Raw genomic sequence first — 13247 nt, forward strand, 5'->3', positions numbered from 1 at the left:
CTCAGCGCGACAGAACCGAGAGCACCCGGGCCGACGGCGGTTCTGTCGCGGCAAGCGCTCATCGGTGAGCGCTCAGCGCGACAGAACCGATCAGGTCAGGGCCAGGCCGAGGGCGGCGGCGCCGAGGCCGAGGGCCAGCGAGACCGCCACCCGGGTGGCAGCGACCCGCCGCTCGCCCGCCCGCAGGTCCTCGGCGACGCCGTGGGCGAAGGCGGACCAGGTCGTCAGAGCACCGCAGAACCCGGTGCCGAGGACGGTGAGCGTCGAGGTCGAGAGGCGGCCGTCGAGCTGGGCGCCGACGAGAAGGCCCAGCAGCAGGCTGCCCACCACGTTCACCACGACGATGCCGGCCCCGTCGCGCCGGACCGCGGTCGCGACGAGGTGGCGGGCCACGGCCCCCAGGCCCGCGGCCACCGCGACGGCGAGGACCGTCACCGGTCCCCCGCTCCCACCCGGGCGCCGAGCGCGGCCAGCCCGACGCCGCCCACAAGGGAGGCGGCGAGCACCGCGAGCGCCAGCCCCGGTCGTCCGGCGGCGATGCCCCGGTCGGTCTCGACGGCCAGCGTCGAGAACGTCGTGAACCCGCCGAGCACGCCGGTCCCCAACCCGAGCCGGATCAGGCTGTCGGGCCCGAGCCGGGCGGCGAGCACACCGATCAGGAGGCAGCCGGCCAGGTTGACCGCCAACGTCCCCCACCCGACCCCACCCGCGGCCGTGGGCCACGTGGCCGTGATCGCCCACCGGGCCAGCGCCCCGGCCGCACCGCCGGCGCCCACCACGGCGAGCGCGGCCGGCCGGGTGTCCACGGGCCGAACCTACCGGGCGCCCTGCGGCGGACGTCCCTCGACGCGTCGGGACGGGCACGGCGCGCCGGCTCGCAGGGGGCGAGGTCCGGTGCGAGGCTCGGACCATGAGCGCACACCCGTGGACGGTCGACGACATCCCCTCGCAGGAGGGACGGACCGTGGTGGTCACCGGCGCCACCAGCGGGCTGGGCCTGGAGTCGGCCCTCGCCCTGGCCGGCGCCGGGGCCCGGGTGCTCCTGGCGGCCCGCAACGCCGAGAAGGCCGAGCGGGCGCGGTCCCAGGTCGCGGCGGTGGCGACCGGGCCCGAGCCCGAGGTGGTCGCCCTCGACCTGGCCGACCTGGCCTCGGTGCGCTCGGCGGCGGCCGACATCGCCACGCGGGCCCCGCAGCTCGACGTCCTCATGAACAACGCCGGCGTCATGGCCCTCCCCCACGCCGAGACGGCCGACGGGTTCGAGATGCAGCTCGGAACGAACCACCTCGGCCACTTCGCCCTCACTGGCCTGGTCCTCCCGCAGCTGCTGGCCGCCGACGCCCCCCGGGTCGTCACCACCTCGTCGGGCGCACACAAGGCCGGGCGCATGCGCTGGGACGACCTCCAGAGCACGAAGAGGTACCAGCGGTGGGTGGCCTACTCGCAGTCGAAGCTGGCCAACCTGCTCTTCACCTACGAGCTCGACCGTCGAGCCCGGGCGGCCAAGACGGCGCTCGCGTCCGTCGCCGCCCACCCCGGGTACGCGGCGACCCACCTCCAGGCCGCCGGGCCGGAGATGAGCGGCAGCACGGTCGGGGTCCGGGTCATGGAGCTGGCCAACCGGGTCGCCGCCCAGTCCGCCGCCGACGGTGCGCTGCCCCAGCTGTACGCCGCGACCATGCCCGACGTCCGCGGCGGCGAGTACTTCGGCGCCAGCCGGCTCTTCGAGACCCGCGGGGCCCCGACCCGGGTCGAGAGCACGAAACGCTCGCACTCCCGCGCCGACGCCTCCCGCCTGTGGCACGTCTCCGAGCAGCTCACCGACGTCCGCTACCCCTGGCCCGAGGGCGCGACCGCCTGATCCCAGCCCTGGCCGGGCCCGCCCCACGTCGGAGGCGAGCCGGGCGCGGAGGCGTCGGTAGCGTCGGGCCATGACGACGACACCCCCGACGACCCGGCGCTGGCCGACCACCTACGGGCCGGGAGGGATGGTCTGCTCGGTCGACCACCTCGCCTCGTCCGCGGGCATCGAGGTGCTGGCCGCCGGCGGGTCGGCCGCCGACGCCGCCATCGCCGCCAGTGCCGTCCTCACCGTGACCACGCCCCACATGTGCGGCATGGGCGGCGACCTGTTCGCCCTGGTGCACCACGAGGCGGGGCCGCCCGAGGTCCTCGACGCCGCCGGGCGCGCCGGCTCGGGCGCCGATGCCGCCCGGCTCCGGGCCGAGGGCCACGCGGTCATGCCCTTCACCGGCGACGTGCGGGCGGCGACCGTCCCCGGCTGCGTCGACGGCTGGGTCGCCCTGCACGAGCGCCACGGCCGGCTCACGCTGGCCGACGTCCTCGCCCCGGCCATCCGCCTGGCCGGCGACGGGTTCCCCGCCTCGCCGCTCCTCGTGTTCACCCTCGACCGGCTGGCCGGAGTCGAGGGGTGCGACGAGCTGGTCACCGCCCGCCCGGCGGTGGGCGGGCGGGTCGTCCGGCCCGAGCTGGCCCGCACCCTCGTCTCGGTGGCCCTCGGCGGGCGCGAGGCGTTCTACGAGGGCGCCTTCGGCCAGGCGCTGGTCGAGGTCGGGCGGGGTGAGTACGACCCGGCCGACCTGGCGACGCCCGGGGCGACGTGGGTCGACCCCGTCGGGCGCCGGGTCTGGGGCCACGACCTGTGGACCGTGCCGCCGGTGTCGCAGGGCTACCTGACGGTCCTGTCGGCGGCGATCGTCGAGGCCCTCGTCGGCGACGACCTGCCCGCCGCCACCACCCCCGAGTGGGCCCACCTCCTGGTGGAGGCGACGCGCCTGGCCGCCCACGACCGCCCCCGGCTCCTCCACGACGGGGCCGACGGGGCCGCCCTGGTGGCCGACGATCGGGTGGCGGCCGCTGCGGCCCGCTTCGACGCCGCGGCGCGCGCCGACGTCACCGCCCCCACCGCGGGCGGCGGCACGATCTACCTCTGCGCCGTCGACGGCGAGGGCATGGGGGTCAGCCTCATCCAGTCGAACGCCTCGGGCTACGGCGCCCACGTCGCCGTCCCCGGCACCGGCATCCTCCTCCACAACCGGGGCATCGGGTTCTCGCTCGAGGAGGGCCACCCCGCCGAGTACGCGGCCGGCCGCAAGCCGCCGCACACCCTGTCGCCCGCGCTCGTGACCCGGCCCGACGGGTCGCTCCGCCAGGTGATCGGCACCATGGGCGGGGACTCCCAGCCCCACGTGGTCCTCCAGCTCCTCGCCCGCACGCTCGTGGGCGGCGAGGAGCCCGGCACCGCCCTCGAGGCCCCCCGGTTCGTCCTCGCCTCCGGGACGGGCCAGGGCTTCGACACCTGGACCGCGCCCGACCAGGTCGTCCGGGTCGAGGCCCACGCCCCCGACGCCTGGGGCACCGGTCTGGCCGAGCGGGGCCACACGGTCGAGCGGGCGGCCCTCGACCCGGCCGGATTCGGCCACGCCCACGTGATCGAGGTCGGCGAGGACGGGATGCGCGCCGGCGCGGCCGACGTGCGCAGCGTCATCGGCGCCGCCGTGGCCACCACCTGACCGCTCGGCCACGGATGGTGCCAGGCACCATCCGTGTGCGGCGGCCGGATCGCCCCGACGCCAGGACGCACGGGTCCGACCGCGCCCGGCGCTACCGTGGCGACGACCATGCCAGCGACGACGGCCGCAGCCGCAGGCGACGAACCCCCCAGTCCCCAGCTCGCGCCGGATCCGGCTCGCGCCGCCGTCGCCCCCGCGGGGTCGTAGCGCACCGTGTGGACCGCCCTGGGCCTCCTGGCCGTCGTCGCCCTGATCCTGGCCAACGGGTACTTCGTGGCCGCCGAGTTCGCCTTCGTGGCGTCCCGGCGGGCGAAGCTGGAGGAGCGGGCCGAGGACGGTGACCGGCGGGCGCGCCACGCCGTCCGGGTCCACAAGCGGCTGAGCTTCATGCTCTCCGGTGCCCAGCTGGGCATCACGGTGACCTCGCTGGTCGTCGGCTTCATCGCCGAGCCGACCCTCGGCCAGGCCCTCGAGCCGGTCATGGGCGCCGTCGGCGTCCCCGAGCGGGCCCAGGCCGGCGTGGCCCTCTCGGTCGGCTTCGTCCTCGCCACCGCGGCCCAGATGGTCGTCGGCGAGCTGGCCCCCAAGAACCTGGCCATCGCCAAGCCCGAGCCCATCGCCCGGGCCCTGGCCGGCTCCACCCTGGTCTTCCTCCGTCTCGCCGGCCCGCTGATCCGGGTGTTCGACGGGTCGGCCAACCGCCTGCTGCGGGCCGTCGGCATCGAGCCCGTCGACGAGCTGGTCGGCGGGATCTCGGTCGAGGAGCTGGACATCATCGTCGAGGAGTCGGCCGAGCACGGGAAGCTCTCGGTGCGCCAGGCCGCGCTCATGGAGCGGGCCATCGACTTCGGCACCCTGCTGGCGGCGGCCGCCATGGTCCCGTGGAACCGGGTCAGCACCATCCCGTCCACCGACACCTGCGAGGACCTGCGGGGCAAGGTGCGCGAGGCCCACTCGCGGTTCCCGGTGGTCGACGAGGACGGGGGCGTCTTCGGCGTCGTCCACGCCAAGGACCTGCTCGACGTGGACGACGACGCCCTCCACACCACGCCCGTGGCCGCCCTGACGCGCCCGCCGCTGGTCGTCCCCGAGACGGCCACCCTCCGCACCGTGCTTGGCGAGCTGCGGAAGGAGGGCACCGAGATGGCCATCGTCGCCGACGAGCACGGCGGCCCCGCCGGGGTGCTCACCCTCGAGGACATCGTCGAGGAGCTCGTCGGCGACATCAGCGACGAGTACGACCCCGCCCTGCCCGAGGCCGAGGACGGGGGCGACGGCACCTGGACCGTCCCGGGCCGGCTGCGCCACGACGAGATCGCCCGCTCGACCGGCATCGAGCTGCCCGAGGGCGAGGGCTACGACACCGTCGCCGGGCTGGTCATGTCCCAGCTCCAGCGGCTCGGCCAGGTCGGCGACCGGGTCGAGGTCGCCGGCGTCGCCATCGAGGTCCTCGCCCTCGAGGGGTGGGCCATCACCTCGGTGCGCCTGACCCCGCTCGTCGTCGACGACGAGGGCCGGACGACACCGATCGCGGGCGCCTCGGCCCACGGCGCCTCGACCCCCGACGCGAAGGTGAGCCGATGAGCGCGCCACTGGCGCTGGCGGCCGCGGTCGTGCTCCTGGCCCTGAACGGCTTCTTCGTGGCGGCCGAGTTCGCCCTCCTCGCCGCCCGCCGCTCCCGCATCGAGCAGCTGGCCTCGGAGGGCGATCGACGGGCCCGCCACGCCCTCAACGGCATCCGGGAGCTGTCGCTGATGCTGGCCGGGGCCCAGCTGGGCATCACCGTGTGCTCGCTGCTCCTCGGGGCCGTGGCCGAGCCGGCCATCGCCCACCTCCTCGAGGATGTCATCGAGGGCATCGGCGAGGTGCCCGACGGGGTGCGCCACGGCATCGCCTTCGCCATCGCCCTCTCGATCGTCGTCTTCCTCCACATGGTGGTCGGCGAGATGGCGCCCAAGTCGTGGGCGATCGCCCACCCCGAGTCCTCGGCCCTCACGCTCGCCCGCCCGTTCCGCGCCTTCGCCCTGCTCTTCCGACCGGCGATCGCCCTGCTCAACCTCATGGCCAACGGGCTGGTGCGCCTGGTGGGTGTCGAGCCCCAACCCGAGCTGGCCACGGCCCACGCCCCGTCCGACCTCCTCCTGCTGCTCGAGGAGTCCGCCGGCCACGGCTCGATCGCCGCCGAGGAGCACCGCCTCCTCAGCCGGTCGCTCGAGCTGTCCGGCCTCGACGCCGGGGCGGCCATGACCCCCCGACGCGACATCGTGGCCGTCGAGGAGTGGGCCAAGGCCAGCGACGTGGCCGTCCTGGCCCGCACCTCGGGGCGGTCGCGGATCCTGGTCCACGGGGGCGACCTCGACCACGTCGTCGGCGCCGTCCACGCCAAGGACATCCTGCTCGTCGACCCGCCCGACCGGGCCGGGGTCACCGCCGGCGAGCTGGCCCGCCCCGTGCCCGCCACCCACGAGCACCACCGCCTCGAGGACCTGCTGGTGGAGATGCGGGCGGAGTCCCAGATGCTCACCGTCGTGGTCGACGAGCACGGTGTGGTCGTGGGCATCGTCACCCTGGAGGACGTGCTCGAGGAGCTGATCGGCGACTTCGAGGACGAGACGGACCGTCCCGGCCATCGCTCCCGCCGCCTCGGCGAGGGTGTGTTCGGCCTCGACGGGGGGCTGCGCCCCGACGAGCTGGAGGAGGACACCGGCGTGCGGCTCCCGGACGGTGACTGGGACACCGTCGCCGGCTTCCTCATGGCCACGCTCGACCGCGTGCCGGTGGTGGGCGACGAGGTCGACGTCGACGGCTCGACGCTGCGGGTGACCGGGGTCGACGGCTACGCCATCACCGAGATGCGCCTGGAGATGGGTCCGCCCCCGCCGCCGACGGAGCCGGACGACGAGGACGGCTGAGCGCCTCGACGGGGCGGTCCGGTCGGGACGGACCCCACCGACCGCCGAGCACCTAACGTGGGGACCCTCCTACGCGGAGCGTTGTGTCACTAGGTTGGACAGCACGCGACGTCCCCATCTGACCGTGGCCGCCCGATTGGTGCTGGCCGTCACCGTCCCCACCCTCGCGCTCTCGGTGATGGGCGGCCGCGTGATGGCAGACCGCCAGGACGAGGCGCGCACGGCGTCCGCTGGGCCGTCACCGAGAGGGTCCTGGTCGTCGACCAGCTGATCAACCTGCGGGCCGCGCTGTTCGCCGAACGGGTCGCGGTGGAGATCCTCGTCCCGGAGCGACGCCCGCCCGATGCCGTGCTGGCCACGACCGAGCTGGGACGGCAGATCCTCGACGGGCCCGCCCCGCTGGCGTCGGCCACCGACGACGCGCTCGCCCGGCTGGCCCCGGAGCACCGCCCGTTCGACCCGGAGGAGCTGGCTCAGATCCGAGCCGAGAGCGACGAGTGGGTTCGCTCTCCGGACACGATCCGCGCCCGGCTGGGGCCGCTGACGACCCGGACCGAGAAGGTGATGCTCCGCTACGCCACCGCGACGCGGTTCGCCGCGGTCGAGCTCGGCGACCTCGACCTCATCGCGGCCGGCACGACGTTCCAGAGGTCGATCCGCCTCCCCGACGCCGCCGGTGAGGTCGTCGCCTCGCTCAGCGACCTCTGGGCCGCCGGACCCGAGGACCGTCCGCGCCTGCAGTCGCAGGTCGCCGCGGGGGTGGCCCGCTTCACCACCCTCTCCGAGCTGTTCGCCGACTCGGTGACCGACCCGGACGGACCGGTGGCCGCGTACTGGTCCAGCACCGTCCAGGTGCCGCCGACCATCCGGAGCGTGCTGGACGAGGTGGAGTCCGCCTCCCTGTCCTCCCCGGACCGGCGCCCGGGCGAGCCTGCTGCGGTCGGCGCGGCCCTGCTCGAGGCGATCGACTGGACGATCGAGGCCGACGCGCTGCCCCTGATCGCGGCCGAGGTGATGATCGGCGTGGCCGACGACGTGGCCGACGAGGCCCGCGCCAACGAGCGCCTCACCGGTGGCCTGGTGCTCCTCGCCATCGCCCTGTCGGTGACGGCGGCCGTGCTCTTCGGGCGGTCGATCGTCACCCCGGTGCGCCGCCTGACCGACCACGCCGAGCGGATCGGTCGTGGCGAGCTGACCCTCGACCCGCTCCCGCTCGGGGGGCCACCAGAGGTGGCGACGGCCTCCGTCGCCTTCAACGACGTCGTCGGCACCCTGCGCCTGCTCGAGCAGAAGGGGCGAGCCCTGGCCGACGTCGACCTCGACCACCCGTCGCTGCACCAGGCGCTCCCGGGGGAGCTCGGCGCCGCCCTGCAGCGGTCCACCGAGGTCTTGTCGACGTCCATCGTCGAGCGCGAGCACCTCCGCTCCCAGCTGTCCCACGACGCGACGCACGACTCGCTCACCGGGCTCGCCAACCGCGCCGCGCTCATGGACGCTCTCGCCCAGCAGTGTGCGGGGCAGAGCCCCCGTGCCGCCGCGATCTTCATCGACCTGGACGACTTCAAGCGGATCAACGACCGGCTCGGCCACGCCGGCGGTGACCTCGTCCTGCAGGTCGTCGCCGATCGGATCGCCGCCCTCGCCCCGACCGGGAGCACCGTGGCCCGCCTCGGCGGTGACGAGTTCGTCGTCGTCCTCTCCGGCGCGACCATCGACGATGCGGCCGAGAGGGCCCGAGCGATGGTCGCAGCCGTCGCCCAGCCGATCCGCGCCGGTGGTCAGGCGAACAGGATCAAGGCCTGCGCCGGGGTCGCCGCCGAGGACGAGGCCTCGTCACCGCTCGCGGGTCCCACCGACCTGCTCCACCGCGCCGACCTGGCCGTCTACGACGCCAAGCGGGTCGGGCCCGGGACCGTGGTGTGCTTCGACGCCGGCTTCGGAGACCGGGTCGCCCACCAGAACGACGTGGAGGAGGCCCTCGCCGCCGCCCTGCGCCCGGGGGCCGACGAGCTGCGCCTCGTGTTCCAGCCCATCGTGGCCACCTCGACGGGGGCGCTCGTCGGCGTCGAGACGTTGATCCGCTGGCGTCGCGACGGCGCCTGGGTGATGCCCGACGACTTCATCCCGATCGCCGAGCGCTCGGGCCTCGTCGTGCGGCTCGACCTGTGGGTCCTGCAGGCTGCGACCGCGCAGATGGCGGCGTGGGCCGACGTCCCCGAGCTCGCAGACATGACCGTCTCGGTGAACCTGTCCGGCCGGACGCTGATGCGGCCCACCTTGCCGGCCGAGGTCGAGGCCGCCCTCCGCGCCTACGACCTCGCACCGAACCGCCTCATCGTGGAGGTCACCGAGACGGCCCTCATCACCGATCTCGACCTCGCCGCGGCCCAGATCGACCGGGTCCGGGCGAGCGGTGTGCGCGTCGCCATCGACGACTTCGGGACCGGCTACACCAGCATCGCCCAGCTGCGGGCGCTGCCGGTCGACGAGCTGAAGATCGACGGCAGCTTCATCCGCGGCCTCCCCGAGACGACCGACCGGGTCCTGCTCCAGATCGTCGAGGACCTGGCCGATCACCTCGAGCTGTTCACCGTGGCCGAGGGCGTCGAGACGGCGGGGCAGGTCGAGGAGCTCGCCGCCATCGGCTGCGGCGCCCTCCAGGGCTACTTCTTCTCCCGCCCGCTCGATCCCGACGCCCTGGCTCGATGGGCCGCGGGACGGATGGCCTCGTCGCCCCGGTGAGGTCGACGCCGCCCGAGAAGCCCGGCACGGGGGTCCACGCCACGCGGCCCCGAGCGACGGGTCGCCACCGCCGTAGGGTTCGGACCCGGGCCCCGGGCCCGGCTCCGCGCCGGTGGGGTGGATCGCTCGCAGAACAAGGACACGCGTCATGGAAGTGCACCTGGTCGACGGGACCTACGAGCTGTTCCGGCACTTCTTCGGGGCGCCACCGCACCTGACCGCCGACGGGCGGGAGGTGGGGGCGACCCGGGCGACGGTGGGATCGGTGCTGCGCATGCTGGAGGAGGGGGTGACGCACGTGGGGGTGGCCACCGACCACGTCATCGAGTCGTTCCGCAACGACCTGTGGCCGACCTACAAGGACGGCTCGGGCATCGACCCCGCCCTGACGTCGCAGTTCCCCCTCCTCGAGGAGGTGCTGGAGGCGGCGGGCATCTGCACCATGGCCATGGTCGAGCACGAGGCCGACGACGCCCTGGCCGCCATGGCCCTCCGGGCCGCCGAGGACGACGCCGTCGAGCGGGTCGTGATCTGCACACCGGACAAGGACCTGGCCCAGTGCGTGGGCGGCAAGGTCGTGCAGATGGACCGCCGGAAGGGGACGACCATCGACACCGCGGGGGTGGAGGAGAAGTACGGCGTGCCGCCGGCGTCGATCCCCGACTGGCTCGGCCTGGTCGGCGACTCGGCCGACGGCTTCCCCGGCCTTCCCGGCTGGGGCGCCAAGTCCGCCGCAGCCGTCCTGCGGGCGTTCGGGCGCATCGAGGACATCCCCGACGATCCGGCGCACTGGCACGTCAAGGTGCGGAGCGCGGGGGCGCTGTCGGCGACGCTCGAGGAGCGTCGGGCCGAGGCCATGCTGTTCAAGCGGATCGCCACCCTCGAGCTCGACGCCCCGGTGCCGACCTCGGTCGAGGCGCTCCGGTGGACAGGGCCCCGGGACGACTTCGCCGCCGTGGCCGCCGCCATCGACGCCCCCGGCCTGGCCGAGCGGGCCGAGGCCCTGGCCGCCTCCCGCTGAGGAGGATCCGCGCCGCGGCTCGCTCGGCGCCGGGGTGACCACGAGGGCGGTGGCTCGGAGCTCCCCTCCCAGCTCCACGCCATCGCCCTCGTGCTCGTCCCCCTGGTCCCCCCGGATCCCCCCGCGAGGTGCAGCTCGGTGGTGGAGTTGCCTCCACCACCGATCGACCGTCTCGGATCCCCCGAACCAAGATGATCGGATGGGCGGTTCGTGCATTGCGTGCGCTGCGTCACACCCACCTGCTGCGCACACTGTGCAAGAACCCGGCGGCGAATCCCATGGCTCGAACGGGTGGTTTCTGAACTAGTCATCAGGTTCGCGCACCTGTCGCCCGGCGCGCCACAAGCCCGACCTGGACCGGGTCGACGCACCGTGCACGATCAAGTACGGATCGTGGTGGAAAGTGGCAGTTTGTCGCCACAGACGGTGTGCCTGCGCCGGCGGGAACCCACGGTGAGCGTCGGTGTACGACGCGCGCGACGCTGGGGGGACCTCCGATCCCCCGAGGAGGGGCCATGCGCCCGACCCCCTGCCGCCTCACCCCCGCCCGGCGGCGCCCCCGCCGGCGGGCCCTCGCCCTCGCCGTCACCGCCGCCCTCGTGGCCGGGGCCGGCCTGGCCGGGTGCGAGCCGCCGGCCCTGGCGGCCCAGACGGTCGTCTCCGGGCGGTCCCACGTCTGGGAGATCGCCTTCACCCCCGCCGGGACCATGCTCTGGACCGAGCGCGGCGGACGGATCATGAAGCGCACCACCGGCGGTGCCGTCACGCAGGTGAGCGCCGACATGTCCGGCCTCTTCGTCTCGGGCGAGACGGGGCTGATGGGTCTCGCCGTCGACCCCGAGTTCGCCTCCAACCGGCGCATCTACACCTGCCAGGGCTGGACCGACGGGACCGCCCGGGACGTGCGGATCATCCCGTGGGTGTTCAACGGTCCCGGCACCGCGGTGGCCCGCCAGGCGCCGATCGTCACCGGCATCCCCGCCACGTCGGGGCGCCACGGGGGGTGCCGGCTCCAGTTCGACCAGTACCGGCGGCTCTACGTCGGCACCGGGGACGCCGTCGTCGGCACGAACCCCCAGTCCCTCGCCAGCATGGGCGGCAAGATCCTGCGGGTCGACCCCGACACCGGTGCCGGCAGCCCGCGCAACCCGTTCCGCACCAGCGCCAACGTCGCCACCCGCCGGATCTACAGCTACGGCCACCGCAACGTCCAGGGCCTGGCCTTCCGTCCCCGCGACGGGCTGCTCTGGTCGGCCGAGCACGGTCCCGACCGCGACGACGAGGTCAACCGCGGCACCGGCGGCAACTTCGGGTGGAACCCGGTCCCCGGCTACAACGAGGCCGTCCCCATGACCGACACGGCCGAGTTCCCGGACGCCGTCCGGGCCCGGTGGTCCTCGGGCTCCCCCACCGTCGCCCCCGCCGGCATCGCCTGGCTCGACGGCGAGCGGTGGGCGGCGTGGAACGACCACCTCGTCGTCGCCACCCTCAAGGGCCAGAGCCTGCTGCTGATGCGGGCCGAGTCGAACGGCCAGCTCACCCTGGTCCGCCGGCTCTACCAGGGCACCTTCGGCCGCATCCGCGCCGTGCGCCTCGGTCCCGACGGCAACCTCTACATCGGGACCTCGAACGGCTCCGGCGACCGCATCGTCCGCATCACCCCGAGCTGAGGCGAGCATCCCAGGAACGTCCTCCGAGAGCGCGCCCGTGCAGGAGGTTTCGGTCGAGGTCCGCGAGCACCTGATCAGGTGCGGCCCAGGACCTCGGCCAGCTCGACGGGGGGGACGACCTCGAGCTGGTCGTAGCGGCACGACTCGGGGTCGCGGTCGGGGCGCCAGCGGACGAAGGTGCTGGTGGCGCGGAACCGGCCGTGGTCGACCCGCTCGTAGGAGACCTCGGCCACCCGCTCGCAGCGGAGCGGGACGAACGACAGGTCCTTCTTGCCGTTCCAGCGCGACGGGCTGCCGGGCATGCGGCCGTCGGCGTGGGCGGCGGGGTCCATCCACTCGCTCCAGGGGTGCTGGGCGAAGGCGGCGTCGTCCGACGGGTCGATCACCAGGGGGGCCAGCTCGGCCAGCAGGGCCCGCCGGTCGGCGGCCTTGAACGAGGCGGCCACGCCGACGCTGTGGAGGCGCCCGTCGTCGTCGTGGATGCCGAGCAGCAGCGACCCGACGCCGTCGCCGTCCTTGTGGAGGCGGTACCCGGCGACGACGACGTCCGCCGTCCGCCGGTGCTTGACCTTCACCCAGCCCCGCTTGCCGGGCGTGTAGGTGCTGGCGACCGGCTTGCCGATCACACCGTCGAGGCCGGCGCCCTCGAAGCGGACGAACCAGTCGTGGGCGACCTCCCGGTCGTAGGTGCCCTGGTTGAGGTGGACCTGGGCCCCCGGTGCGATGGCCGCCTCCAGCCGGGGGCGGCGCTCGGTGAAGGGGAGGTCGATGAGGCTCTCGTCGCCCACGGCGAGGACGTCGAAGGCCACCACCTCCGCCGGCGTCTGCTCGGCCAGCATGTTGACCCGCGACTGGGCCGGGTGGATGCGCTGGCCGAGGAGGTCGAAGTCGAGGCCGTCGGGCGTCGGGACCACGATCTCGCCGTCGACCACCGCCCGGTCCGGCAGCGCCGCCTTCAGCGGCTCGAGGACCTCGGGGAAGTAGCGGGTGAGGGGCCGCCCGTTGCGGGAGGCCAGCTCGACCTCGTCACCGTCGCGCAGGACCAGCACCCGGAAGCCGTCCCACTTGGGCTCGAACCACCAGTCGCCCTCCTCGCCGGGTGGCAGCTCGCGACTGGCCTTGGCCAGCATCGGCGTGATCGGCAGGTCCAGCGGGAGGTCCACACAGAGAAGGTAGGGGGTCGGCGGAGCCGACGCCGTCAGGGCGGCGGGCGGGGTCGGAGGACGTGGTACGGGGTCGGCGGAGCCGACGCCGTCAGGGCGGCGGGCGGGGTCGGAGGACGTGGTACGGGGTCGGCGGAGCCGACGCCGTCAGGGCGGCGGGCGGGGTCGGAGGACGTGGTACGGGGTCGGCGGAGCCGGCCGCGCCG

Annotated in this window: 10 protein-coding genes; 7 read left to right on the forward strand and 3 right to left on the reverse strand. The window is 74.7% G+C overall.

From position 1 onward, the window contains the following. Positions 1–90 precede the first annotated feature (90 nt). The gene (locus HC251_RS22720) at positions 91–435 is read right to left on the reverse strand and encodes a CrcB family protein (RefSeq protein ID WP_219942906.1); all 345 of its coding nucleotides are present in this window, start codon (positions 433–435) and stop codon (positions 91–93) included. Then, positions 432–806 carry a CrcB family protein gene (locus HC251_RS22725; RefSeq protein ID WP_219942907.1) on the reverse strand — a complete coding sequence of 125 codons (375 nt, stop codon included), beginning with the start codon at positions 804–806 and terminating at the stop codon, positions 432–434. The genes HC251_RS22720 and HC251_RS22725 overlap by 4 nt, the downstream gene beginning before the upstream one ends. Positions 807–910: 104 nt before the next feature. On the opposite strand from HC251_RS22725, the gene HC251_RS22730 reads away from it, so the two are divergent. The 7 genes from HC251_RS22730 (at position 911) to HC251_RS22760 (ending at position 11878) form a co-directional block, all read left to right on the forward strand. Then, entirely contained in the window at positions 911–1861 is a 951-nt protein-coding gene (locus HC251_RS22730) for an oxidoreductase (RefSeq protein WP_219942908.1), read from the forward strand. 70 nt (positions 1862–1931) lie between these two features. After that, on the forward strand, positions 1932–3533 hold the full coding sequence (locus HC251_RS22735; RefSeq protein WP_255566528.1) for a gamma-glutamyltransferase family protein: 1602 nt from the start codon (positions 1932–1934) through the stop codon (positions 3531–3533). 213 nt (positions 3534–3746) lie between these two features. After that, positions 3747–5117, forward strand: a complete 1371-nt coding sequence (locus tag HC251_RS22740; RefSeq protein ID WP_219942909.1) for a hemolysin family protein — start codon at positions 3747–3749, stop codon at positions 5115–5117. Next, a complete protein-coding gene (locus tag HC251_RS22745) occupies positions 5114–6445 on the forward strand; it encodes a hemolysin family protein (protein ID WP_219942910.1) in 1332 nt (443 codons plus the stop codon). Before HC251_RS22740 ends, HC251_RS22745 begins: the two co-directional genes overlap by 4 nt. Positions 6446–6754: 309 nt before the next feature. After that, positions 6755–9187 carry a bifunctional diguanylate cyclase/phosphodiesterase gene (locus HC251_RS22750; RefSeq protein WP_219942911.1) on the forward strand — a complete coding sequence of 811 codons (2433 nt, stop codon included), beginning with the start codon at positions 6755–6757 and terminating at the stop codon, positions 9185–9187. Between the two features lie 148 nt (positions 9188–9335). Beyond that, positions 9336–10208: a 5'-3' exonuclease H3TH domain-containing protein gene (locus HC251_RS22755; RefSeq protein ID WP_219942912.1), complete on the forward strand. Its 873-nt coding sequence runs from the start codon at positions 9336–9338 to the stop codon at positions 10206–10208. Between the two features lie 515 nt (positions 10209–10723). After that, positions 10724–11878: a sorbosone dehydrogenase family protein gene (locus tag HC251_RS22760; protein ID WP_219942913.1), complete on the forward strand. Its 1155-nt coding sequence runs from the start codon at positions 10724–10726 to the stop codon at positions 11876–11878. A gap of 74 nt (positions 11879–11952) precedes the next feature. Here HC251_RS22760 and HC251_RS22765 read toward each other — a convergent pair whose 3' ends face one another. Beyond that, positions 11953–13041, reverse strand: a complete 1089-nt coding sequence (locus HC251_RS22765; RefSeq protein WP_219942914.1) for an ATP-dependent DNA ligase — start codon at positions 13039–13041, stop codon at positions 11953–11955. Positions 13042–13247: the final 206 nt, after the last annotated feature.

It is taken from the genome of Iamia sp. SCSIO 61187, assembly GCF_019443745.1.
Lineage (GTDB): Bacteria > Actinomycetota > Acidimicrobiia > Acidimicrobiales > Iamiaceae > Iamia.